This window comes from Acetobacterium wieringae (assembly GCF_023700225.1).
GTDB lineage: Bacteria > Bacillota > Clostridia > Eubacteriales > Eubacteriaceae > Acetobacterium > Acetobacterium wieringae.
This window is the reverse complement of the sequence record NZ_CP097897.1, coordinates 2,962,682-2,987,481: the sequence shown is the minus strand read 5'-3', so window position 1 is coordinate 2,987,481 and position 24,800 is coordinate 2,962,682. Positions and strand designations below refer to the sequence as shown.

The window sequence follows — 24,800 nt, the reverse complement described above, 5'->3', positions numbered from 1 at the left end:
TTTTGTTATTTTTCCAGGGTTTCCAGGGTTTCCAGCCGATCCATGATGGCCAGCAATTCGTCTTCCAGTACGGCCTTTTCGTTGGCCAGTTCCTCTAAGACGGTGTAATCCCTGGTGGTTTCTGACAGCTTCTGAGTGACAAAATCCAGTCGTTGATCCTTGGCTTCGAGATCCAGCAGCAGGGCTTCCTGCTCCCGTTTTTCCTTATAGGTCAGGCCGGGCTTGCGGGTTTTCGGTTTTTCACTGGCCGGGGCGGCGGTTTTTTTCTCCGGCTGTTCCGGGCTATTGTCTTTGGTACCCAGGCCAGTCAGGGGATGTTTTTTGATATAGTCCGAATAATTCCCGGTTTGGCTGGTGATCTGGCCTTTACCGTCAAAAGATAAAATCTGTTCACAGGTACGATCCAGAAAATAACGGTCATGGGAAACGGTCAGTACCGAGCCCTGAAACTCGTCCAGGTAGGCTTCCAGAATCGTCAGGGTGTCAATGTCCAGATCGTTAGTGGGTTCATCAAACAGCAATACATTGGGAGCCATCATCAGGATGCCCAGCAGATAGAGCCGCCGTCGTTCGCCGCCGGAGAGTTCGGAGATATACACCCATTGGCTGTTTTTATCAAACAGAAAAAGCTCCATCATTTGAGCGGCGGTGACCGTTTCACCCCGGGAATTTTCCATGACTTCGGCTTTTTCCCGGATATAATCAATGGCCCGGAGGCTCAGATCCATATCCTCGGATTCCTGGGAAAAATAACCGAGTTTAACGGTATCCCCCAGGGTGATGGTGCCGCTATCCGGCTTAAGTTTTCCGGCCAAAAGATTGAGCAGGGTCGATTTGCCATATCCGTTTTTACCGATGATCCCAATCCGTTCACTGGGACCCAGAATCATCGAAAAATCGGCGATAATTTTCTGGGGGCCAAAGGATTTGCATAAATGCTCGATTTCAATGACTTTTTTACCCAGCCGGGAAAAGCCCACCGAGATTTCCATTTGATTTTCGGACAGATCGGTGGCCTGGTCTTTAATTTCTTCAAACCGTTGAATTCGGGCTTTCTGTTTGGTGGTTCGGGCCCGGGCCCCCCGGCGGATCCAGGCCAGTTCCCGGCGGTAGAGGTTTTGACGTTTGGCTTCAATGGCGTTTTGAGCTTCCCGGCGGTTCGCTTTCTGTTCTAAAAAGTCTGAATAATTGCCGGTATACTCATAGAGCTGGCCCTTATCCAATTCGATTGTTCGGGTCACCACCCGATCCAGAAAATAACGGTCATGAGTTACCATCAGCAGCGCCCCTTTGCGGTTTAACAGGTAGTTTTCCAGCCAGGCAATGGTGTCATTGTCGAGGTGATTGGTCGGCTCATCGAGAATCAGCAAATCACAAGGTGTCAGCAGGGCCGAGGCCATCGCCACCCGTTTGCGCTGGCCACCGGAAAGCTGCTTGATTTTTTTATGGTAGTCGTGAATACCCAGCTGGGAGAGGATTGTTTCGACCTGGGATTTTAGATTCCAGAGGTTTTCGTCATCAATACGCTGAGATAACGACAGCAGCCGCTTTTGCAGGGGGGCATCTTCCGGGGAATCTTCCAGGGCGGCCAGGGTGGACTCATAATCCCGGACCAGGTTCATTTCCGGCGAGTTGGCGCAAAAGACCTGGGAAAGCACCGTGGTATCCGGGTTAAGATCGGGATCCTGGGGCAGGATTTCGACCCGCTTGGTGCCAAAAAATTTAACTGCACCAGCGTCGGGGCTGTCGAGGCTTCCAATAATCTTAAGCAGCGAGGTTTTACCTGAGCCGTTGACCCCAATCACCCCGATCTTGTCAGTGTCGGCGATGGAAAAAGAAATATCATGAAAAAGGGTTTTGACCCCATAGGTTTTTTTTAAGTTCTCAATACTGGCTATATTCATTGACTCGTCCTTTGTGTTTTTGTTTTGCTGATATTTTATCATAAATTGGGGGATCTTGGAAAAACTTTACAAAAAGTCCTGAAAATAGTATCATGTAGTCATAATAATTCGAAGTAGATTAAGGTGGGGTGAACAGAATGATGTTGGGTAAAACCGTTTTTATTGCAAAAAGTGCCGATGTAGTGGGTAAAGTAAAGCTGGGTAATTTTATCTCGGTGTGGTTTCAGGCAGTCATCCGGGGGGATGTGGACAGTATTACCATTGGCGATCGCACCAATATTCAGGATGGTACGGTGGTGCACGTGGCTCCAGGTTATCCCACAGTCATCGGTGCTGGCGTGAGCATTGGTCACAATGCCATTATTCACGGCTGCGAAATCGGGGATAATGTCTTAGTGGGGATGGGGGCGATTATTCTTAACGGATCCAAAATCGGCGATAACTCCATTGTCGGTGCCGGTTCACTGGTGACTCAAGGCAAGGTCTTTCCGCCCAACTCGCTGATTATGGGCAGCCCAGCTAAGGTGGTTCGGGAACTGAAGCCGGAAGAAATCCAGAGCATCCGGGACAATGCCGAAGAATATCTGGATACCATGAAGGGTTATATGTAAACCGTCTGCTAACTCTGAGCAAATAAAAAAAGACCCAAGGGGTCTTTTTTAGATGGTTAAAACTTGACCGGGGTCAGGCGAAAGCGTTCCAGTGGTTTGTGTAAAATGGTGACCAGGACAACCCCAAATACGCTCTGCAACAGGCTAAACGGGACGTTGACCAGCGGACCGGCAATATTGCCGTACATAATCACTTCAGAAACGTAGTAAACGGCCGTCATGGCAATCACTGCCGGGAACATCCCAAGGAGGATATTTTTGTCAGGGAAACGCTTCATCAGATAGCCAAAAATAAAGGCCATTGAGCCTTTGGCAATAAAAGTCGGCAGCACATAGGCGCCGTAACCGCCAAAATAGTCAGCGCTGGCCGAGCCGATGGCGGCAGCAATCAGACCGCCCCAGGGCCCCAGGATATAGGCAGATAACAGTACCGCCCCATCGCCGGGATGGATGTAACCGGTCGGCAGGGGAATCTTGATCAGGGAGGTCATGATGAAAGTCAGGGCCATCATCAGGGCAGTGTAGGTGATTTTTCTGGTTTGTTCGTTCATTTTCTTTCCTCGTTTTCTAAAAAATGCCAGGCATTTGCAAAATGGATCAAGATTGCGCAATCATGATGGGTGAAAACAGGCCACAGCGGCCAGGTGTTTTTGCAATTGCCGATAAAAAATACTAAGCCGCAGAAAACCCTTGGCTTAGTATAGAATTATCCCATATTATTTTTAGAATACAAGGGTTTGAATGACCTGATTTTTTTAAAAATCTGAACCCATCAAACCTGCTCAATAAAGATACTGACAGCACTCACGCCGGGAAGGTCAGTTTTATCCGGATTGTTGGGGGAAATGGTCAGGCTGATGGTATAGCCGCTGACAGTTCCCTTCAGATTGGTGGATTCAGAAACGGTTTCCTCGCTATAATCCGGGGCGACAGCCAGCAGACTCTGGTAAAAACTAAGGATTTCATCAGTGGAAAAATCCGAAACATAGGCCGCTTTCCAGCCTGGTTTGCCTGCGGCGGTGGTGATCTGGTTCGATTCGGAAACGCTGGTTACGCCATACAGCGGAACCATCTGGATGGGATAATTGCCCGCCAGTAGACCGGCTTCATCAACATAGAGATCGGCCTGATTTTCGGAAATGACCGTTTGCATGTCCTGGGGCACCACAATCGCAGTGGTAGCGGTGGTATCCGGCAGATTATTTTTAATTTGGTCAGGTTGTTTGGTCGTTGTTGTTTCTTCAGCGGTTGTTTTTTGATCGGTCGTTTTTTCGTCATTCATCAGCTTTGGGATCATAAAGACGGCGCCAGCAATCAGAACCCCAATTAGGACAACCGAAAGAATAATATAACGTGTTTTCATAATGACTCCTTTTTGGAAATGGACAGATCAATTGGAAACGGCGGTAGTCAAATCGTTTTGTTTCCCAACGATCTGTGTAACGAATGAATAGTTCGCCCTTATTATAACCCATATTCTTAATTTTTTGAATAAACATTTCAAAAAACTTGATTTTATTAAGGATATTGGATAGAATATAAAACAGACCTTTTTACTTTTAAATCGTTATTAACTATTGTATTCAACTAACTAAAAAAATAAATGTCAGGATAAGGACGCTGTGGGGAATGCTTTAACAGAGAGATAATCAATTCGGTGAAAGATTGTCGAAAGATACCTCAGAGAGATCACCTTTGAACAGGATTTCTGAAGACTTAAGTTGGCCATTGGTTAATTAAGCTTAGGAAATCCCGGGGAATCGTTAACTTCATGGAGTGGGCAGTTTGCTGCCAACTTGGGTGGTACCGCGATTTTTCGTCCCTTGGATTTTTCAGGGGGCGTTTTTTGTGTTTGGCGAGTCTTGGTGCGATTACGGATTGCGTGATCCTAAAGCGTATTACTTAAGAGCAGAAAATAAACACAGATTAAGCAATGCAGTTATGTAAACTAAGAGAGACTTAATGGAGGTAGAAATATGGCGCAGTTTAAAACATTAATAGAAGGAAAAATTGGCGACAGAGAAGATGCAATCTCAAAACAATGGGAAGCGATGAATCTGTTGCAGCAGAGTATTGATAACCGGGCGGGGAAACAGGACTTTGTTTTTTATGAGGGTCCCCCAACGGCTAACGGCCGTCCCGGAATCCACCACGTGCTGGCCCGGACACTGAAAGATACGGTCTGTAAATATAAGGTCATGGATGGCTATCGGGTGCTGCGTAAAGGCGGCTGGGATACCCATGGTCTGCCGGTGGAAATCGAAGTGGAAAAACAGCTGGGGCTGTCCAGCAAACCGGAAATTGAAGCCTATGGCATCGATAAGTTCAACGAAAAATGTAAGGAGTCGGTCTTTAATTACGAAGGTCAATGGAAGGAAATGAGCCGCAAAATGGGTTATTTCATTGACATGGAAAACCCTTACATCACCCTGGATAACAATTATATTGAATCGGTCTGGTGGATTCTCGATAAATTCAATAAAGAAGGGTTTCTCTATGAAGGGCATAAGATCATGCCCTATTGCCCCCGCTGTGGTACTGGTCTGGCCTCCCATGAGGTCGCTCAGGGCTATCAGGAAATCAAAAGCAACACAGTTGTTGCGGCCTTTAAACGCAAGGATGCCAACGAATACTTTTTAGTCTGGACCACTACCCCCTGGACGCTGGCGGCCAATGTGGCACTGGCCGTTCATCCCGAGGCCGATTACATCAAAGCCCGCAGCAATGATGACGTGTATATTTGCGCCAAGGTGCTGGCGCCCAAACTCCTGGGCGATGACTACGAAATCATTGAAGAAATGAAGGGAAAAGACTTGGAGTACGTTGAGTATGATCAGCTGATGCCCTTTGTGACGCCCGATAAAAAAGCTTTTTTTGTCACCTGTGCCGACTATGTCACCACCGAAGACGGTACCGGGATTGTTCATATCGCCCCGGCTTTTGGGGAAGATGACTACAAGGTTGGCCGTGCCTACCATCTGCCGGTGCTGCAGCCGGTGGCCGAGGACGGCAAATATACCGACACCCCCTGGAAGGGACAATTTGTCATCGATGCCGATCTCGATATCATCAAATGGTTAAAAGCCGAAGGCAAGCTGTTCAAAAAAGAAAAGGTGCTCCATAATTATCCCCATTGCTGGCGCTGTAAAACTCCGCTTTTATATTATGCCAAACCGAGCTGGTATATCGAAATGACCAAGATCAAAGATACCCTGATCGCAAATAATAATGGCGTCGAGTGGTACCCGGATTTTGTCGGCGAAAAACGTTTTGGCAACTGGCTGGAAAACCTCAATGACTGGGCGATCTCAAGAAGTCGCTACTGGGGAACGCCGCTGCCGGTGTGGCGCTGTGATGCGTGCGGTAAGCTGGAAACCGTCGGTTCCCGAAAAGAACTGGTGGAACGGGCCATTGAGGGGATTGACGAAAGCATTGAGCTGCACCGCCCTTATGTGGATGATGTTCATTTCACCTGCCCGGATTGCGGCAAAACGATGACCCGGGTCAAAGACGTTATCGACTGCTGGTTTGATTCCGGCTCGATGCCTTTTGCCCAACATCACTATCCCTTTGAAAACAAAGAACTGTGGGAAGAACAATTCCCGGCTGATTTTATCTGTGAAGGGATTGACCAGACCCGGGGTTGGTTCTATTCATTACTGGCGATTTCTTCCTTTGTCACCGGTAAAGCGCCCTATAAAAAAGTGCTGGTCAATGACCTGATCCTCGATGCCGACGGCCAGAAAATGTCCAAATCCCGGGGCAATACGGTTGATCCCTTTGAAATGTTTTCTGAATATGGGGCGGATGCGCTGCGTTGGTATCTGCTTTATGTCTCGCCAGCCTGGACGCCAACTCGTTTTGATGTCAAGGGGATTAAAGAGGTGCAAAGTAAATTTTTTAATACCTTAAAAAATACCTACCATTTCTTTGCCCTGTATGCCAATACCGATAGCATCGATCCAAGAGAATTCTTTGTGCCCTATGCCAATCGTCCCGAAATTGATGCCTGGATTCTTTCTAAATACAACCGTCTGGTTAAAGAAGTCCGGGAAGAAATGGACGTCTTTGACCTGACCAAAGCGGTCAAAAAAATCCAGAATTTTGTTAACGAAGATTTATCCAACTGGTATATCCGCCGCAACCGTCGCCGGTTCTGGGGAACCGAACTGACGGAGGATAAAAAAGCCGTTTACAACACCACCTGGGAAGTGCTGGAAGGGGTGGTTCGGCTGTGTGCGCCCTTTGCGCCATACATCACCGAAGAACTGTATCAGAAGCTGACCGATGGCGTATCCGTCCATCTGGCGGATTACCCGACCGTCAATGAAGCGCTGATTCAGGATGCCATCGAAGAACCGATGGATCTGGTACGGGAACTGGTCAGCCTCGGTCGTGGTGCCCGGGAAGAAGCCCAGATCAAGGTTCGCCAACCGCTATCCAAGATCATTGTCGATGGCAAGTACCGGGAAACCCTGGGCGATCTTTGCGTCCTGATTGAAGAGGAACTAAATATTAAAAACGTCGTCTTTGAAGATAATCTGGGTGACTTCATGAACTATGCCTTAAAACCCGACTTTAAGGTCGCTGGCCCGATTCTCGGTCAGAATGTCAAGCTGCTGGGCAAGGCCCTGGCTTCAGTGGAAGCCAGTGAGGTGGTGGCCAAGCTGGAAGCTGATGGCAGCTTTGTGATTGAGCTGGATGGCGAAAGCCTCGAACTGCGCAAAGATTTCATCGATATCCGGATTTCTGCCAAAGAAGGCTTCAATGTCCAGATGTTTAACAATAAGTTTATTATTCTTGATACCAGCCTCACACAGGAGCTACTCGATGAAGGCTGTGCCCGGGAGTTTGTCTCCCGGATTCAGCAGCTGCGAAAAGCCAACGGCTACGAAGTGATGGATCGGATTGACATTACCTACAGCAGTGACGAAGCCATGGATCGGGCGATTGAAATCTATACTGATTTTATTAAAACTGAAACCCTGGCTGATACGATTACGGTTAAGGCCGGTGTTGGTGAAGTGTTTAATCTCAATGGCCATGATACCGGGATTGAACTGACAAAGAAATAAAATAAACCCCGATCAAACAGGTGTGATGCTTGATCGGGGTTTGTTGTTTTTGCAATGAAATAATCCTATTTTTCTTCATACTGGGGATAATAGCCCAGAAACTGAAAATATTCGGCCTTTTCCTGAATAATCGGCAGCAGGTTGACCAGAGTGTTTTGGGAGATATTGCCGGTGAAATCGACAAAAAACAGGTATTCCCAGTTCTCTTTTAACAGTGGCCGGGATTCGATCTTACAGAGGTTGAGTGAAAACACCGAAAAGATCCCGATGATTTCATAGAGCGCCCCGGGACGATGGGGCAGATGAAAGGCGATGCTGACCCGGGTGGGGTTTTCAAACAGTTCAATCTGCCGTGAAATTATCACAAACCGGGTGACGTTGGTCTGGGAAAAGTTGATATTCTCCGCCAAAATCGATAGATTATAGATTTCCCCGGCCCGTTTGCTGGCAATGGCTGCCATTGTCGGGTCGTTCTGGCTGGCCACGTACTCGGCGGCAATGGCGGTATTGAAATAAGGAATGCATTTCCAGTCGGGATAATCCTTTAAGAATTCCTCGGATTGGGAAAAACCCTGGGGGTGGGAATAAACCTCGCTAATGCGCTCCAGACTGGCGCCCTTGGGGGCCAGTAGACAGTGCCTGGCCTTAATTTCCTGCTCGCCGACGATATAATACTGGTAGCGGGACAGCAGATCATAAACGGCTGCAATTGATCCGGTGGAGGAGTTTTCAATTGGTAGCACCCCGTAATCAATGGACCCCTGGCTGAGAGCGACAAACACATCTTCAAAGGTCTTGTAGGCAAACAGTTCACAGTCATGTTTAAAGAAAGACAGGCTGGCTTCTTCACCATAAGAACCCCGGGTACCGGCATAAGCCACCCGCGGTTCTTTTTTTAAGGTATGGGGATAGACCGCAAAGGCCTCATTTAAACAAACAATGGGATTGGCTTGATGCTGCATCTCAGTAGCCCAAGTTCTGGCCCACCAGAATCACCTTGATCCGGCCGGGAATGCGGCTGTGACGGGTAGTCACGATATTGACACACATGCAGTCATCACTATGGCAATTGGCACAGTTGCCGGTCTCATAACAGGGGGTTTTGGCGTTTAATCGGATGGCGTTGATTGGTGCCGCCACGTTCTGGGCCCGATAAATGGCGGCGTCGACATTGGCCACCACTTTGTTGATGCCAGCGATAACAATCACCTGTTCCGGGCCAAAGCACATCAGGGCCACCCGGTTGCTGAGTCCGTCGATATTAACCAGTTCACCAGACATAGTGATGGCATTGGTACCGGTCAGAAAGGTGTGGGCCAGTACGCCCTGGGCCACCACCTCTCTTTTTTCCTGGTGGGTTTTAGCCAGGCTGCGGTCAATATATTGATAGTTGCCATTTTTAATCGCATCGAGTAAGCCAATTTCCTTGATCGATTCGGAACCGCCATGGGTGACGCTGGCACCTTCTGGAATCAGTGACAGGGCCAGTTCCAGGGCCTCACTGGCAGTTTGGCAATAGTAGCCTTCAAAATTTCGTTTTTCAAGTTTTTTGATTAAAGATTTACTGAGATTTTGATAATTCTCTTCCTTATAACCCAAAATATTACCTCCAGAGATAAGAATAATCTTATTATAATCCAAAGCTGTTAAAAAAACAAAATTTATTGTTAAAATGGGGTATAATATTAAAAAACATGCAATCGCAGAAGAGGAGGACGTCATGCATAAGTATAAAGGAATTGTTTTTGATTTAGACGGTACCCTGGTCAATTCACTGGAGGATCTGATCGATTCGGTCAATGGGATTATGAAATATCATCAATTTCCCACCCATTCCTATGAAGTGGGAAAACGGTTTATTGGCAGAGGGCTTAGAAATCTGACCCGGGATGCCTTGCCGGAAAAGTATCGGGATGATGAAGCCTTTGTTGACAAGTTGACGGAGATGGTACGGTCGGAGTATTCCGCCAACTATTTAAAAAAAACCAAACCCTACCCGGGGATTACCAAACTGCTTGATTATCTTAAGGCCAATGATATCCCCTGGGCGGTTTGTACCAACAAGCCTGATCTTGAGGCCAAAACATTGGTTAAAGCCCTGCTAGGGCAGTATGATTATGTGGATGTCCGGGGCTTTACCAAAGATGCCCTGCGAAAACCCAATCCGGCGGTGTCCCTGGAGTTGGTGGCCAAAATGGGGCTGACACCCCAGCAATGTCTTTACGTCGGGGATTCCACTGTCGATTATGAAACCGCGATCAGAGCCGAAATGCTGCCGGTTTTATGTACCTGGGGCTTTGAATCTTTTGAAGTTCTGACCAAGCTGGAAGATGCCATTTGGCTCCATAACCCGATGCGGATTGTCGATGCCCTGCGTTACGGTCGGGAAATGTACTCGGTATTTAATGAACACCCGGACCCCAACCCCGATGCCCAGAAGAAAAAACATCGCTAAGGCCCGGGAAAAAATTTAGCAATGAAAAAATGTAAACGTTAAACAACATGTAAACGAAAATCAAATTTACATATTGACAATAAAACCAGGTCTTGTTATAATAAAAAATTTTACTTTTGCTTTAATCTGTGGTATACTAACGTAGAGAAAACCACAGAGAGGTGAAGTTCATGCCAAAAGCTACGATTATGGACATTAGACGCGAGGTGGAAAATTATCTGGGCAGACGAGTCAAACTTGAAGCACATAAAAGCAAGAAAAAACTCTACCAAAAAGAAGGGGTAATTGAAAGCACTTATCCCAGTATTTTTACCGTCCGGGTTCAAGAAGATCAACGGAAAGAACAGAAATTATCGTTTAGTTATTCCGATCTCTTAACTCAGAGTGTGAAAATTGTATTACTAGATGAGAATGAAGCGGATGGGGCACTGTTGGTTTCATAACGACAAGATAAACGATTCACATAAAGGGAAGAACTCCGGTTCTTCTTTTTTTGTTGCGACAATCTTGCGTAATTCTAGTAGGTTTTTTAGCAAACCGATGGTATAATAACCGGGTATTGAAAATTTTGGAGATAAAAAAATGAATGATAAGAACCTGAAAATCGAATCGGAAATTGGCAAGCTCAAAAAGGTGTTGCTCCATCGGCCAGGTAAAGAACTGGAACGGATTGTCCCGGATTCGCTAAAAGAACTTTTATTTGAAGATATCCCTTGGCTGGCCCGGATGCAGGAGGAACACGATGCCTTTGCGGCTATCTTAAGAAAACGGGGGTCCGAAGTCTTCTATGTTGAGGATCTGCTAAAAGATATACTAAAAGACACCTCAGTCCGGGAAAGCATCATAGCTGAAGTGATTGATAAAAATCCCTCATCGGGCAACTATATCGATGGGTTTTTAAATGAATACCTGATGTCTCTCGACAGCAATGCTCTGGGCGATGCGTTGATTGCGGGAGTGCTGCAAAAGCAGCTTGATCATCTGGAACGGCATCTGGTCTTGACCGATTATTTAAAAGGCCCGGAACCTTATGCCTTTTATTTAAACCCGCTGCCGAATTTATATTTCATGCGCGACCCGGCGGTGACCATTCATGACGGAATGGTGATTTCGGCCATGGCCACCCGCACCCGCAAACGGGAAAGTCGCTATCTGGCAGCGATTTATGAGCATCATCCGCTGTTTAAAAACTGTGACAATAAAACCTTTTACCAGGATACCAACTTCTTTTCGGTGGAAGGCGGCGACATCCTGATTTTAAGCCCGACGGTAGTGGCGGTGGGCTGCAGTGAACGGACCGAGGTTCAGGGGGTGGAAGAACTGGCCAAAAACCTCTTTGCTGCCGAGCTTGGGATCACAAAGGTGCTGGCCGTAAAAATTCCCAGCAACCGAGCCTTTATGCATCTGGATACCGTCTTTACAATGGTGGACGTCGATAAATTCATTGTTTACCCGGGGATTCTGGAACAGGTCGAAACCGTCATTATGACGCCGGGAAAAGACGGCTATCTGCAGTATCAAAAGCAGAACAGTCTCAAAGAAGCCCTCAAAGCAGTGCTTGGTTTACCAGCCATTAACCTGATTGAAAGTGGCGGCGGCAACCCGGTGGCTGCTGCCCGGGAACAATGGAACGACAGCACCAACACCCTGGCGATTGCCCCGGGGGTGATCGTGGCCTACGCCCGAAATGAGCGCTCCAATGAGGTGCTCACCCAAAATGGCATTGAAGTGATTGGGATTGAAGCCTCTGAGCTGGTTCGTGGCCGGGGCGGCCCCCGCTGCATGACCATGCCCTTGTATCGGGACGGGTTTTGATTTCGAAAATTAATTTATAAAATAAGCTTAACAAGCGATAAACGGAGGAAACATGATGAATTTAAAAGGACGTCATTTATTGACATTAAAAGATTTTAGCCCGGCGGAGATCCAGTATCTGATTGACTACGCCGCCGAACTCAAAGCCAAGAAAAAATCAGGGGTGGTGGGCGAACTGCTTAAAGGCAAGAACATCGTGCTGCTATTTGAAAAAACCTCAACAAGAACCCGTTGCGCCTTTGAAGTGGCCGCTTTTGATGAAGGGGCCAATGTCACCTTTTTGACCAATAGTCAGATGGGTAAAAAGGAATCGATTGAGGATACCGCCATCGTGCTGGGTCGTTTTTATGATGGCATTGAGTTCCGGGGCTTTGAACAAGAGACGGTTGAAATGCTGGCCAAACATTCCGGCGTCCCAGTCTGGAACGGCTTAACTGATCTGGATCACCCCACTCAGGTGCTGGCCGATATGCTGACCATTCAGGAAAATTTCGGCAGTGTTAAAGACAAACGTCTGGTCTATGTCGGCGATGCCCGAAACAACATGGGTAACGCCCTGATGATCGGTTGTGCCAAACTGGGAATGCATTTTGTGGCGGTAGCGCCCGAATCATTATTTCCGGAAGAAGCCTTGGTCGCTGAAATGAAGACCCTTTGTGAAGAAACTGGGGGAACCATCACCCTGACCGCTGATATAAGCACCGGTGTGAAGGGCGCTGACGCCATCTATACCGATGTCTGGGTCTCCATGGGCGAAGAAGATCAGATGGCCGAGCGGATCAAACTGTTGTCGCCCTACCAGGTGAACATGGAAATGATTAAGGCCACCGGCAATGACGAAGTGATCTTCCTGCATTGTTTACCGGCCTTCCATGACCAGGAAACATCGGTCGCCCGGGAAGTTAAAGAGAAGTTTGGGCTGGCTGAAATGGAAGTCACCGATGAGGTCTTCCGCAGCAAGCATTCCAAGGTTTTTGATGAGGCCGAGAATCGGATGCATACCATCAAAGCCGTCATGTGCGCCTCTTTGGTTGGCTAAAAGGCCCGATTGATACGGGTGATTGATAACCAGGAGAACAACATGGAAATTAAAGATATTAAAAAATTACAAAATGGCTCTGACGTCAGGGGGGTGGCCCTGGAGGGGATTCCCGGCGAGGCCGTTAATTTTACCCAGGACATGGCCATGAAAATAGCCTTTGCTTTTGCCACCTGGCTTGAGCAAAAGCTGGGGAAAACCCTGCTGACCTTTGCCGTTGGCCGTGACAGCCGACTGTCCGGGCCTCACATCGCCCAGGCGGTGGCATTGGGGCTGGTCAGTCGGGGACACCAGGTCTATCAATGCGGCATCAGTACCACCCCGGCGATGTTTATGACCACCCTCGATCCGGTTATCGAGGCCGATGGGGCGGTAATGGTCACCGCCAGTCATCTGCCCTTTAACCGCAACGGACTGAAGTTTTTCACCAAAGAGGGCGGCCTCAATAAAGAAGATATCACAGCCATTCTGACGCTGGCTGAGACCGTTGAAACATCGTTTACCCCCGGCGGACAGGCCCGGGATTATGATTTTCTGCCATCCTATTCCCAGAATATTTTAAACATCATCCGGGCCAAAACTGGCAGCGAGCAGCCCCTGGCAGGCGCCAAAATTGTGGTTGATGCCGGTAACGGGGCGGGCGGATTTTTTGCCAGCCAGGTGCTTAAGCCGCTGGGCGCTGACACCACTGGCAGCCAGTATCTGGAGCCTGATGGCCATTTCCCCAACCACGTGCCCAACCCCGAGGATGCCGTAGCCATTGCCCATATCACCAAAGCAGTGCTGGATAATCAGGCCGATCTGGGGATCATCTTTGATACCGATGTCGATCGGGCGGCGATTATTGATGAAAAAGGTAACGCTATCAACCGTAATGGCTTTATCGCCTTTATTGCCAGCATGCTTTTATCCGACTATCCCGGCTCGACAATTGTTACCGATTCGATTACCTCCACCGGGCTAACGGCCTTTATTGAAAGCCATGGTGGCCACCATCATCGCTTTAAGCGGGGCTATAAAAACGTCATTAATGAAGCCATCCGCTTAAATAACGAGGGGATCGAAACCCATCTGGCCATGGAAACCAGTGGCCACGGGGCTATTAAAGAAAACTATTTTCTTGATGACGGGGCCTATCTGGTGACCATGGCGCTGATCAAGTTTGCCCAGTTGTTTAAGGCTGGCCAACCAATCAGTTCGTTTCTGGCTGGTTTAAAAGAACCGGTGGAAGCTAAGGAAATCCGCTTAAAAATTACGACGGATGATTTTAAAGCCTATGGCGAAAACGTGTTGACGGAGTTTGCCGCCTTCGCCGCCAGCCAGCCCGGCTGGACGGCGGTCGATCCCAACTATGAAGGGGTCCGGGTCAGCTGTGACGAGGCCGCCGGAAACGGCTGGTGCCTGCTGCGGATGTCCCTCCATGACCCGATTATGCCACTGAACATCGAATCCGATACAGTGGGTGGTTGCGCGGTCATTGAAACGGTCCTGCGCGACTTTCTGCACAAATTTGAAGCATTGGTATAGTCAAAAAAACGATAAAAAAGCCGGATGGCAAACCACATCCGGCTTTTTTTTCGTTTAGACCATTAAATCAGTGTTCATCAATTTCCAGCCCGGCCACAAAGCCGTCAATCAGATCCATATGCTGGGACATGGCAAAGGCGGCGTTTAAGGGCTCCTTTGCTTTCAGGGCGTTTAAGATATGGCGGTGCTGAGTGTCAATCACCGGTCCCCGGTCGGGATCATCGAGAATGGCAATCCGGATATCCTTGATCAGGGCTTCAATCAGGGTTGCCGAGGACTGCAGAACATTGCGGATCATCCGGTTTTCCGAAGCCAGGGCGATTTCGTAGTGGAAGCGCTTGTCCAGTTCGGCCCGAACCGTTTCGTCGGTTTCGGTTTCGATGGCATCACAAATTTTTTCCAGACTGGCAAACCGTTCCGGCGTCATTTTTTTCGCCGCCAGCTTGGCCGCCTCCGTTTCCAGGGCCCTGCCGCAGCTCTTGCACTTCGCTGAGTTGACCGTTGCTGAGCCAGAACATAATCGTCAGCGGCTGGGTCAGGGTATCTTCAAAATTTTCGGCAATAAAATTGCCTTCACCCTGCTGACAGACCACCAGACCGATCATCTCCAGCGCCCGGATCGCCTCCCGGATCGTCGCCCGGGATACCCCCAGCTGCTCCGCCCATTGCCGTTCCGAGGGCAGGCGGTCGCCGCTTTTTAAATTTCCCCGGATAATATTTTCTTTAATCTGCTCGAGGATCTGCAAATAGATTTTCGTATGGGCTATTTCTTTAAACATCTCAAAGTCACTTCATTTCATTCGATTTTTTATAAACATAATAATACACCATTTTACCACAGCCGCTTTTAAAATTCAAAAAGATCAAGAGTTGGTAAATAAATATTTCCTGAAAACGTTATTTTATTACTTGACAAAGATTTACGAAAGACATATAATGGCAACAGGTTAGAGGTCTGACCACCAGACCAATAGTAGAATTTTATCAGAATTTTGTCAAGTGGTTTATGAATGGGTTTAAGAGGGTTTAACAGTTTTTGTCAACGGAAAATTCGGTTGACGGCGAAATTTGTCCACCAGGAGTGAAGTCCTTGCTGTCTGTGCCAAAACGGACAGCAAAAGAAATTTCGCAGCGGTCTTCACTTAAACAATGATTAGTAGAATCAGGCGTTTGTCAAACTGGGCCCAAAGCTCACGGCAGCTCGCAATAATCAAAAAATTTATTTTATGGAGGGTGAGTATGAAAATACTGGTATGTATCAAGCAGGTTCCCGGCACGTCCAACGTCGAAGTGGATCCGGAAACAGGGGTTCTGATTCGGGATGGGGTTGAATCGAAGCTCAATCCCTATGATTTATATGGTCTGGAAACGGCATTCCGTTTAAAAGAAGAGTTGGGCGGCACCATTACGACCTTGTCGATGGGGCCGATGCAAAGTAAAGAGGTGCTACTCGAATCCTTCTATATGGGCGCCGACTCTGGCTGTTTATTATCAGACCGAAAATTTGGCGGTGCCGATGTCGTTGCCACCAGCTATACCCTGGCTCAGGGCGCCAAAAAACTGGGCGACTTTGATCTGATCATCTGCGGCAAGCAGACCACTGATGGCGACACTGCCCAGGTCGGTCCGGAAATGGCCGAATTTTTGGGGATTCCCCACGTCACCAACGTCATTAAAATTCTGGTGGCCGATGAAGCGGGCCTGACCCTGCAAATGAATATGGAAGAATCCTTAGAAATCCAACGGGTCCCATACCCCTGTCTGATCACGGTTGATAAGGACATTTACACCCCGCGCTTACCTTCTTATAAACGAAAACTGGAAATTTCCGAAAATCCCGAAATTACCGTTTTGACCCTGAAGGATATGTACGACACCGATGCCAAAAAATATGGTCTCAGCGGGTCGCCGACCCAGGTGGAGCGGATCTTCCCACCGGAAAGTAATGTTGAAAAAGTAAGCTTTGAGGGCGATGGAACCGTGCTGGCCCAGGCACTTCATGGCATTTTGACTGAAAAAAAATATCTGAGTAAAGATAATTAGGCAGGAAAGGAATAAAATCATGGCAGGAATTAAAATAATTACCGAAAACGTCGATCAGAAAACCTTTGAGGCACTGGCAGAGATTTGCCCCTTTGATGCCTTTTCATATGTAAACGCTCGTCTGGAAGTCACCGCCGCCTGTAAAATGTGCAAGATGTGTTTAAAAAACGGCCCCGCCGGGGTGCTTGAACTCGAAGAAGACGAAAAAATCAGTATCGACAAAAGCCTCTACAAGGGTATTACCGTCTATGTCGATCACATTGAAGGAGTGATTCATCCGGTTACCTTTGAACTGATTGGCAAGGCCCGGGAACTGGCCGTCATCGGTCATCCGGTTTACGCCCTGTTTATGGGCACCAACATCACGGCCGAAGCCAGTGAGTTGCTTAGCTACGGGGTTGATAAAGTCTTTGTCTATGATCAGCCGGAGCTAAAGCATTTTGTGATTGAGCCCTATGCCAACGTCCTGGAAGACTTTATCGAAAAGGTTAAACCGTCTTCGATTTTAGTGGGTGCTACCAACGTCGGCCGGTCGCTGGCCCCCCGGGTGGCTGCCCGTTACCGCACTGGCCTGACCGCCGACTGCACCATTCTGGAAATGAAAGACAATACCGATCTGGTTCAGATCCGGCCAGCCTTCGGCGGCAATATCATGGCCCAGATTGTTACTGAAAACACCCGTCCTCAGTTTTGTACCGTCCGTTATAAAGTCTTCTCGGCTCCGGAACGGGTCGCCAATCCCTGGGGCAGCGTGGAAGTGATGGAAATTGGCAAAGACAAGCTGGTATCCGCCATTTCGGTGCTGGAAGTCATTAAAAAAGAAAAAGGGATTGACCTGTCGGAAGCTGAAACCATTGTGGCCGTTGGCCGGGGCGTGAAATGCGAAAAGGATTTGGAGATGATCCATGAGTTTGCTGAAAAAATCGGCGCCACCGTGGCCTGTACCCGGCCTGGTATCGAAGCTGGCTGGTTTGATGCCCGCCTGCAGATTGGCCTCAGCGGCCGAACCGTTAAACCGAAACTGATCATCGCACTGGGGATTTCCGGGGCCGTTCAGTTTGCCGCCGGGATGCAGAATTCAGAATATATCATTGCCGTGAACAATGATCCTAAAGCACCGATCTTTAACATTGCCCATTGCGGCATGGTCGGCGATCTCTATGAAGTGATTCCGGAACTGTTAAAAATGATTGCCGATCCGGAAAGTGCTGCCGCCGGGAAAACCGTGGCAATGCCGGAAGCCATGGAAACACCAGAAAGGATGGTTGGCTAAGATGAATTACAAAAAAGTGGAAACAAACGATATCGATTTTTTAAAGGCCCTGATTCCTGCCGAACGGATTTTTGTTGGCGATCAGATCGGTGAAGATTTTAGTCATGATGAGCTGGGTAGCATTCATTCCTATCCGGAAGTGCTGATCAAAGTCACCACCACCGAAGAAGTTTCTAAAATCATGAAATATTCCTATGATCATAATATCCCAGTCGTCGTCCGGGGGTCCGGTACCGGCCTGGTGGGGGCCTGTGTGCCACTGTTTGGCGGGATCATGTTAGAAACCACGCTGATGAATAATATTCTTGAGCTGGACTCAGAAAACCTGACCGTTACCGTCGAACCCGGCGTCCTCTTAATGGAACTGTCGAAATTTGTGGAAGAGCACGATCTTTTTTACCCCCCGATCCCCGGTGAAAAATCGGCGACCATTGCCGGTAATATCAGCACCAACGCCGGTGGGATGCGGGCTGTCAAATACGGCGTCACCCGGGACTATGTCCGGGGTCTAACGGTGGTTCTGTCAAACGGTGAAATCATCGAGTTGGGCGGAAAAATCGTTAAAAACAGCTCCGGTTACAGCTTAAAAGATCTGGTCGTCGGCTCCGAAGGAACCCTTTGTGTGATCACCAAGGCGATCTTAAAACTGCTGCCGCTGCCCAAGATGACCTTAAGCCTCTTGATTCCCTTTGATAATATCAGCGATGCTGCCGGAATTGTGCCCAAGATCATCAAATCCAAGGCGATCCCGACGGCCATCGAATTTATGGAACGCCAGACGATTCTCTTTGCTGAAGATTTTCTCGGTAAAAAATTCCCGGATTCTTCCAGCAATGCCTACATCCTCTTGACCTTTGATGGCAACTCCAGGGAACAGGTGGAAGCCGAATACGAAGTGGTGGCAAACCTTTGTCTGGCCGAAGGCGCCAAAGATGTCTATATTGTCGATACCGCCGAGCGGAAAGAATCGGTCTGGTCAGCCCGGGGCGCTTTTTTGGAAGCGATTAAAGCCTCCACCACCGAAATGGATGAGTGCGACGTGGTGGTACCGCGAAACCGGATTGCCGAGTTTATTGAGTTTACCCATGAACTGGCTGCCGAAATGAATGTTCGGATTCCCAGCTTTGGCCATGCCGGTGACGGCAACCTGCATATCTATGTCTGTCGGGACCAGCTTGACCAACAGGCATGGGAAGCCAAGCTTAACGAAGCGATGGACCGGATGTATGCCAAGGCCCTGACTTTTAACGGACTGGTTTCCGGCGAACACGGCATCGGCTATGCCAAACGACAATATCTGCTCAACGATTTTGGCACAGAACATCTGGCCCTGATGGCTGGCATTAAACAAACCTTTGATCCGAAAAACCTTTTAAATCCTAAAAAAGTCTGTCAGATGTAGGAGGGCATATGGATAACCTGTTACTCTTCTTTATCGCCCTGATCCCGGTGATCTGGCTGATTGTCTCGCTGGGGGTCTTAAAGATCCCCGGCCAGAAGGCCTGTCCAATTGCCCTGGCGATGACCATTGGACTCAGTATTCTGGTCTGGCAGATGCCGGTACTCGATAGCCTGACGGCTGCCCTGGAAGGGGCGGCGATGGCGATCTGGCCGATCTTTCTGGTCATTATTGCGGCCGTTTTTACCTATAACCTGGTCACCCACACCGGCGGCATGGAAACCATTAAAAAAATGATGAGCTCGGTCTCCACCGATCAGCGGATTCTGGTTTTAATTCTGGCCTGGGGTTTTGGTGGTTTTCTGGAAGCCATTGCCGGTTTTGGTACCGCCGTGGCGATTCCCGCCAGCATTCTGGCTGCACTGGGCTTTAACCCGGTCTTTGCTGCCATAATCTGTCTGATTGCCAACACCACTCCGACGGCGTTCGGGGCCATTGGCTTGCCGGTCAGCACCCTGGCCTCGGTGACGGGCCTCAATGTAAACGATTTGTCCTTTACCATTGCCATCCAGTTGTTTGTGATGATCGTGATTATTCCTTTCATCCTGGTCAGCATTACCGGCAAAAGTGTCAAAGCCATCAAAGGGGTCTTCCTGATTACCCTAATGGCCGGTTTATCCTTCGGCTTACCGCAGATTTTTGTCGCCAAGTATTTAGGCGCCGAACTGCCAGCGATTGTCGGCTCGGTCATCTGTATGGCGGTGGTGATTACCATGGCCAAGGTCTTTTATAAGGATACCGCTGCTAAAAATATCGAAAAGATTCCGCTCAAGACCGCCGTTATGGCCTGGCTTCCCTTTATTCTGGTTTTTGCCATTATTATTCTCTGTTCGTCGCTGTTCCCGGCCATCAACGGGCTGCTCAAACAAGTCAGCACCACGGTGCAGATTTACACCGGCCCCCACGGCAAGCCGATGACCTTCTATTGGCTGGCCACCCCGGGAACCCTGATTATCATCGCCACCTATCTGGGCGGCCTGATTCAAGGCGTCAAGTTCGGGGCGATTTCCACGATTCTTGGTAAAACCGTCAAGCAGATGTTTAAATCGGCGATTACGATCATGTCGATTGTGGCTCTGGCCAAGGTGATGGGTTACAGCGGCATGATTGGTGTCATTGCCCAGATTCTGGTGCTGGTCACCGGCGATTTCTACCCCCTGATTGCGCCGTTGATCGGTGCCCTGGGGACCTTTGTTACCGGCAGTGACACCTCGGCCAACGTCCTCTTTGGCGGGCTTCAGGTCGAGGCCGCCAACGCCATCGGCATGAGTCCCTACTGGCTGGCCGCCAACACTGCTGGCGCTACCGCCGGTAAGATGATCTCCCCCCAGAGTATTGCCGTGGCCACCGCCGCCACCGGGATTATTGGCAGCGAGGGCAAGATTCTCCAGGCCACCATGAAGGTTTGCGCCGTCTATGTCATCATCATCGGACTGGTGGTCTATTTCGGAGCACCGCTGATTGTCGGGCTGTTGAGCACCTTTGGATAATTCGTATGTCAAATGAAAAAAGTAACGTATCATTTGAATGAAATAGTGCAATGTAGGGGCGATCCTTGATCGCCCGTCACTGCTCAAATGCCATATGAATCGATGACGTACTTAAATTCAACTGATATCAAATAAAAGAAAAATTAAATAAAGAGAAGTCATCTTTGAAAGTTAAGACATTAGCAGAAATTAGAATTCTGTTAATGTCTTTCGTCTAATCAGAAAGGATACGTTTATGGAAATCAAAATACCTTATGGAAAAGAAAAACAAGCGTTGGTGCTTGATGAGGCGTGCCTAAATGGCGTGTTGCTCTCTCAGATTGAAGACTATCATCCCGAGCAAACTGAGAGCGAGCTGGTGGCAGCAGCCATTGCCAACCCCGAGGGCTCAGATAAGCTTTGTCAGCTGGCCGTGGGCAAACAAAAGATCGTAATTATTGCCAGTGACCATACCCGGCCGGTGCCCAGTAAAATTATTATGCCGCAGATGCTAAAAGAAATCCGTCGGGGCAATCCGGATGCGGAGATCACCATCTTGATTGCCACCGGTTTTCACCGCCTGACTACCCGGGAGGAACTGGTCGCCAAATTTGGCGAAACCATCGTCGATCAGGAGCGGATTGTCGTCCATGATTCCGGTGATGACAGCAGCCTGGTGGAAATCGGCACCTTGCCCTCCGGCGGGGCGCTGATCATCAACAAGTTAGCAGCGGAGGCTGATCTGCTGGTTTCGGAAGGCTTTATTGAGCCCCATTTCTTTGCCGGTTTTTCCGGCGGCCGGAAGAGCGTGCTGCCGGGCATTGCCAGCCGGGTCAGTGTGCTGGCCAATCATTGCGGTGAATTCATTGCCCATCCCAAGGCCCGGACCGGGGTGATTGAGGGCAACCCCCTCCATATCGATATGCTCTACGCTGCCCGCACCGCCAAGCTGGCCTTTGTGGTCAATGTCGTGATCAATTCCGAAAAAGAGGTGATCTATGCCGTCGCCGGAGATTGCGATGCCGCCCACATCAAGGGCCGGACCTTTCTGGAAAAACTCTGCAAGGTCAAGGCAACCCCCAGCGATATCGTCATTACCAGCAACGGCGGCTACCCGCTGGATCAGAACATCTATCAGGCCGTGAAAGGAATGACCGCTGCTGAAGCCGCCGTCAAGCCTAGCGGGGTGATTATCATGCTGGCCAAATCCAACGATGGTCATGGTGGCGCCGCCTTTTTCAATACCTTCCGGGATGAAAAAAATCTCGAACGGATGCTGGCCGGTTTCGTCAACACCCCCCGCAACGAAACCATCCCCGATCAGTGGGAAGCCCAGATCCTGGCTCGGATTCTTTTAAAAGCCAAGGTCATTTATATATCGGCTGCCCCGGATGAGATGATTAAAGAATTCCAGATGACTCCGGCTAAGGATGTCAATGAAGCGTTGAGCTTAGCCCGGGAATATCTGAACAATGAAGCGGCCACCGTCACGGTGATCCCCGATGGGGTGGCGGTGATTGTGGAATAGTAGAATGAGGTATGGCTGATGCCATACCTTTTTTTGTTTGCGCGGTTTTATTGAACGAAGCATTAAAGGAGAAGCTTATAAAGGGATGATTGCAAAGATATAACAAATATGTTATAATTGAATCAATGAAGGGGACGGAATGTATGAAGTAATTTTTTATAAAGACGCAAAGGGTAATGAGCCGATCAGGGAATACCTCACCAGTTTAAAAACCAAAGCCAGTAGCAGTAAGCAAAATCGTGTTAAATTTATAAAAATCACTAGTTACATACGATCGTTACAGGAATATGGCACAAGAATTGGCAATCCCACCGTTAAGCATATTGATGGCGATATCTGGGAACTCCGGCCCTTATCAGATCGGATATTTTTCTTTTATTGGCAAGATGATACGTTTGTTTTGCTTCACTATTTCCATAAGAAGTCGCAAAAGATACCGCGAAAGGAAATTGAAAAAGCAATCAATAATATGAATGATTTTAAAGAAAGGGTGTGCCAGCAATGAGTATTAAAATTGGCAATGAAGAATTTACAGAATTCAATGATCTTTATAATGACTCTGATTTCTTGAGCGATTCAGAAAGGGCAGAAATTGAATTTGAGGTAGCGCTGATCGGCAAACTGATCGAAGCCCGTGAGCAGTGTGGAATGTCACAAAAACAACTCGCTGATCTGACTGGATTAAAACAACCGGCCATCGCACGTCTGGAGAATCTCAAAGCCATTCCCAAAATTGATACCCTGTTTAAGCTTCTTGACCCGCTGGGGTATACATTGGCGATTGTACCCAAAGAGAAAACGATTGTGAAATAAGGGCCCCTTTCTAAAATCTGAAAGCGCAGGCTTTACAAGTGAATGATGGCATAATTTCCCGCAAAGGGCATTATCAGGATTAAAAAATAGCGAGGTTTAAGCGGTTAAGCTTAGACCTCGCTATTTTTATAAAGCGGTAAACCTTATAATTCACCCTGCTCAGCGGTCACCGGGCCATCCAGCAGCAGATAGGACTGTAACTTAATCGCAAAGACAAGGCTGTCGGGATGACTGAGGATTTCGGCCAGTTCCGGATGTTTTTCGGCGAACGTGGTCTTGATCGGCAGGACTTCAGCCTCGGTCAGGGGCGTAAATAGACCGGCAAAGGTCACTGAGACGATGTTGGCTCCCTGGCCTTGGTGCTGGCGGCTATCGACCAGGATACTGACCCGGGGATTGGCCAGCAGATTCTTAAATTTGCGCGACTCCCGGGTGGAGACCAGATAAAGTGTCCCCAGATCGTCGCTGGGCAGATAGGTCATCAACGAGCAATAGGGGTTGCCCGCGGCTTCGGTACATAAAACACAGAGGGAATTGTCGCGCAGAAGCGATTCCAGTTTAGCTAACATATTACCACCTTTCATCAGCGGGAGGAAGGGGAAGCCATCCTCTGGGCCGCATAAATAAATTTTGACAGGCCAGGGATGGTTCTTCTGAACCACCCGGATAATCACCGTAAAGGAATCCTTAACGGTTGCGGATGTTAATCTGATTATAGCACAGGTAGGTAGCCTTGGGTAAAAAATCAGCTTGAATGGGTGGGGTGGTGATGATTAATCAGCTGGAAACGGGGTATAACATAAACACCATAAACTAATTTTACAGGAGGTGCACGATGATGAAGGTTAGTGCTAAAAACTGGGGTTTGATCGGGTTTGTGTTGCTTTGTTCACTGGTTCTACTAACCGGCTGCGGTCAGCCGGCGGGGGAAAAAGACAGCTCTGATCAAGTGGCTGGACAGACGACGGAAAAAGAGAGCACGGATCAGGCTGGCGAAAATGTCAGTGATTTTTTCAACAAGGTGCAAATCGGCCAGACCAAAGCGGAAGTCGATGCGGCATTGGGTGTCACCCCGACATCCCCGGTGGAAGGGGCGTTTGATTATGTGGATGAAAATGGTAATGGGGTGACCGTCATTTTTATGGAACGGAGTCTCGGCGATGGCAGTCCCAAGGTTGCTTTATCTAAAAAGTTGATCGGGACCGAAAAATATATCATCGCAGCGACGGATGATCAACGGATAACCGAGGAGCAAGCCGAAAAGATTATCGAAGGGATGACCTACGACGAGGTTAAAAGTATCCTGGGACAAGACGGGATCGTGGTGAGTGAGGCCGAAGGTGCTGGTGGGGCCATTACAACCGAGCGCTATTGGATTAAACCGGGCTTGGCTTCAATGCTCAGTGTCACTTTTGCCGGTCCCGGGGGAAGCGATCTCAGTACCTTTATCTTGAATTTTTAGCGACGATCAAGGATCAGATAAGGCTTAACAATTTCAGCTTATCAAAAAAGTGCCACCGCTTTTAGTTGTGGCACTTTTTTTAGTGAGGGCAGGGCTGGGATGATGCAGGGATGGCAGGGCTTGGTGGGCCGCCCGGGACTACCCCCTGGAGCTGGCCTTTCTTTATCAGGGGGTGCAGTTTTGTGAGCTGAAATCGGCGGCGGCGCTTAAAAATTTGACATTTGCTAAATAAAGTGAATAGGGGGAAGGAACGTGGCGAAAAACGGTGATTTTACTGGTTTTTGAGGGGTGGGGGCGTATAATATTAAGCAGTGAGAAAATTGGAAT

At 48.6% G+C, this 24,800-nt stretch carries 23 protein-coding genes and 1 other annotated feature; of the genes, 15 read left to right on the top strand and 8 right to left on the bottom strand.

Going from position 1 to position 24,800, the window contains the following annotated elements; translation table 11 throughout:
* Positions 1–5: 5 nt before the first annotated feature.
* Entirely contained in the window at positions 6–1,904 is a 1,899-nt protein-coding gene (locus CHL1_RS14625) for an ABC-F family ATP-binding cassette domain-containing protein (protein ID WP_250933653.1), read from the bottom strand.
* A 137-nt stretch (positions 1,905–2,041) separates the two neighbouring features.
* Here CHL1_RS14625 and CHL1_RS14620 point away from each other — a divergent pair, with 137 nt between their 5' ends.
* The gene (locus tag CHL1_RS14620) at positions 2,042–2,515 is read left to right on the top strand and encodes a gamma carbonic anhydrase family protein (protein ID WP_250933651.1); all 474 of its coding nucleotides are present in this window, start codon (positions 2,042–2,044) and stop codon (positions 2,513–2,515) included.
* A 56-nt stretch (positions 2,516–2,571) separates the two neighbouring features.
* Here CHL1_RS14620 and CHL1_RS14615 read toward each other — a convergent pair whose 3' ends face one another.
* Complete coding sequence (locus tag CHL1_RS14615; protein WP_250933649.1) at positions 2,572–3,066, bottom strand: ECF transporter S component; 495 nt, start codon at positions 3,064–3,066, stop codon at positions 2,572–2,574.
* Between the two features lie 221 nt (positions 3,067–3,287).
* Positions 3,288–3,878, bottom strand: coding sequence for a hypothetical protein (locus CHL1_RS14610; protein WP_148638454.1), 591 nt, complete (start codon positions 3,876–3,878; stop codon positions 3,288–3,290).
* Between the two features lie 236 nt (positions 3,879–4,114).
* Positions 4,115–4,342, top strand: a binding site (T-box leader).
* A gap of 149 nt (positions 4,343–4,491) precedes the next feature.
* Between CHL1_RS14610 and ileS the strand changes: the two genes are divergently transcribed.
* On the top strand, positions 4,492–7,590 hold the full coding sequence (gene ileS, locus CHL1_RS14605) for an isoleucine--tRNA ligase (RefSeq protein WP_250933647.1): 3,099 nt from the start codon (positions 4,492–4,494) through the stop codon (positions 7,588–7,590).
* A 65-nt stretch (positions 7,591–7,655) separates the two neighbouring features.
* Here the strand turns inward: ileS and pheA are convergent, their stop codons facing one another.
* On the bottom strand, positions 7,656–8,552 hold the full coding sequence (pheA, locus tag CHL1_RS14600; protein ID WP_250933645.1) for a prephenate dehydratase: 897 nt from the start codon (positions 8,550–8,552) through the stop codon (positions 7,656–7,658).
* A 1-nt stretch (position 8,553) separates the two neighbouring features.
* The gene (locus CHL1_RS14595; protein ID WP_070370455.1) at positions 8,554–9,189 is read right to left on the bottom strand and encodes a lactate utilization protein; all 636 of its coding nucleotides are present in this window, start codon (positions 9,187–9,189) and stop codon (positions 8,554–8,556) included.
* A gap of 121 nt (positions 9,190–9,310) precedes the next feature.
* Between CHL1_RS14595 and CHL1_RS14590 the strand changes: the two genes are divergently transcribed.
* The 5 genes from CHL1_RS14590 to CHL1_RS14570 all read left to right on the top strand — a co-directional run bounded on the left by CHL1_RS14590 (position 9,311) and on the right by CHL1_RS14570 (position 14,426).
* Complete coding sequence (locus CHL1_RS14590; protein ID WP_070370456.1) at positions 9,311–10,045, top strand: HAD family hydrolase; 735 nt, start codon at positions 9,311–9,313, stop codon at positions 10,043–10,045.
* Between the two features lie 170 nt (positions 10,046–10,215).
* Positions 10,216–10,488, top strand: coding sequence for a Veg family protein (locus CHL1_RS14585; RefSeq protein WP_026395084.1), 273 nt, complete (start codon positions 10,216–10,218; stop codon positions 10,486–10,488).
* A gap of 139 nt (positions 10,489–10,627) precedes the next feature.
* Positions 10,628–11,860, top strand: coding sequence for an arginine deiminase (locus tag CHL1_RS14580; RefSeq protein WP_250933643.1), 1,233 nt, complete (start codon positions 10,628–10,630; stop codon positions 11,858–11,860).
* A 55-nt stretch (positions 11,861–11,915) separates the two neighbouring features.
* Positions 11,916–12,899, top strand: coding sequence for an ornithine carbamoyltransferase (gene argF, locus CHL1_RS14575; protein ID WP_250936296.1), 984 nt, complete (start codon positions 11,916–11,918; stop codon positions 12,897–12,899).
* 42 nt (positions 12,900–12,941) lie between these two features.
* Positions 12,942–14,426, top strand: a complete 1,485-nt coding sequence (locus CHL1_RS14570; RefSeq protein WP_250933641.1) for a phosphohexomutase domain-containing protein — start codon at positions 12,942–12,944, stop codon at positions 14,424–14,426.
* A gap of 67 nt (positions 14,427–14,493) precedes the next feature.
* Here the strand turns inward: CHL1_RS14570 and CHL1_RS14565 are convergent, their stop codons facing one another.
* On the bottom strand, positions 14,494–14,853 hold the full coding sequence (locus CHL1_RS14565; protein ID WP_250933639.1) for a FadR/GntR family transcriptional regulator: 360 nt from the start codon (positions 14,851–14,853) through the stop codon (positions 14,494–14,496).
* Positions 14,813–15,205: a FadR/GntR family transcriptional regulator gene (locus tag CHL1_RS14560; RefSeq protein ID WP_250933637.1), complete on the bottom strand. Its 393-nt coding sequence runs from the start codon at positions 15,203–15,205 to the stop codon at positions 14,813–14,815. The genes CHL1_RS14565 and CHL1_RS14560 overlap by 41 nt, the downstream gene beginning before the upstream one ends.
* A 460-nt stretch (positions 15,206–15,665) precedes the next feature.
* Here CHL1_RS14560 and lctB point away from each other — a divergent pair, with 460 nt between their 5' ends.
* From lctB to CHL1_RS14525, 7 genes are all read left to right on the top strand, one after another.
* Entirely contained in the window at positions 15,666–16,469 is an 804-nt protein-coding gene (gene lctB / locus CHL1_RS14555; protein ID WP_070370461.1) for a lactate dehydrogenase subunit LctB, read from the top strand.
* Positions 16,470–16,488: 19 nt separating this feature from the next.
* A complete protein-coding gene (gene lctC, locus CHL1_RS14550; RefSeq protein ID WP_250933635.1) occupies positions 16,489–17,742 on the top strand; it encodes a lactate dehydrogenase subunit LctC in 1,254 nt (417 codons plus the stop codon).
* Position 17,743: 1 nt separating this feature from the next.
* The gene (gene lctD / locus CHL1_RS14545; RefSeq protein WP_250933633.1) at positions 17,744–19,144 is read left to right on the top strand and encodes a lactate dehydrogenase subunit LctD; all 1,401 of its coding nucleotides are present in this window, start codon (positions 17,744–17,746) and stop codon (positions 19,142–19,144) included.
* Positions 19,145–19,152: 8 nt separating this feature from the next.
* A complete protein-coding gene (locus CHL1_RS14540; protein ID WP_250933631.1) occupies positions 19,153–20,691 on the top strand; it encodes an L-lactate permease in 1,539 nt (512 codons plus the stop codon).
* A 235-nt stretch (positions 20,692–20,926) separates the two neighbouring features.
* The gene (gene larA / locus CHL1_RS14535; RefSeq protein WP_250933629.1) at positions 20,927–22,198 is read left to right on the top strand and encodes a nickel-dependent lactate racemase; all 1,272 of its coding nucleotides are present in this window, start codon (positions 20,927–20,929) and stop codon (positions 22,196–22,198) included.
* A 139-nt stretch (positions 22,199–22,337) separates the two neighbouring features.
* On the top strand, positions 22,338–22,703 hold the full coding sequence (locus tag CHL1_RS14530; RefSeq protein ID WP_250933628.1) for a type II toxin-antitoxin system RelE/ParE family toxin: 366 nt from the start codon (positions 22,338–22,340) through the stop codon (positions 22,701–22,703).
* Positions 22,700–23,011: a helix-turn-helix domain-containing protein gene (locus CHL1_RS14525; RefSeq protein WP_250933626.1), complete on the top strand. Its 312-nt coding sequence runs from the start codon at positions 22,700–22,702 to the stop codon at positions 23,009–23,011. Before CHL1_RS14530 ends, CHL1_RS14525 begins: the two co-directional genes overlap by 4 nt.
* 143 nt (positions 23,012–23,154) lie before the next feature.
* Here CHL1_RS14525 and CHL1_RS14520 read toward each other — a convergent pair whose 3' ends face one another.
* Entirely contained in the window at positions 23,155–23,580 is a 426-nt protein-coding gene (locus CHL1_RS14520) for a pyridoxamine 5'-phosphate oxidase family protein (protein ID WP_250933623.1), read from the bottom strand.
* A 266-nt stretch (positions 23,581–23,846) separates the two neighbouring features.
* Between CHL1_RS14520 and CHL1_RS14515 the strand changes: the two genes are divergently transcribed.
* Positions 23,847–24,473 carry a hypothetical protein gene (locus CHL1_RS14515; protein ID WP_250933622.1) on the top strand — a complete coding sequence of 209 codons (627 nt, stop codon included), beginning with the start codon at positions 23,847–23,849 and terminating at the stop codon, positions 24,471–24,473.
* Positions 24,474–24,800: the final 327 nt, after the last annotated feature.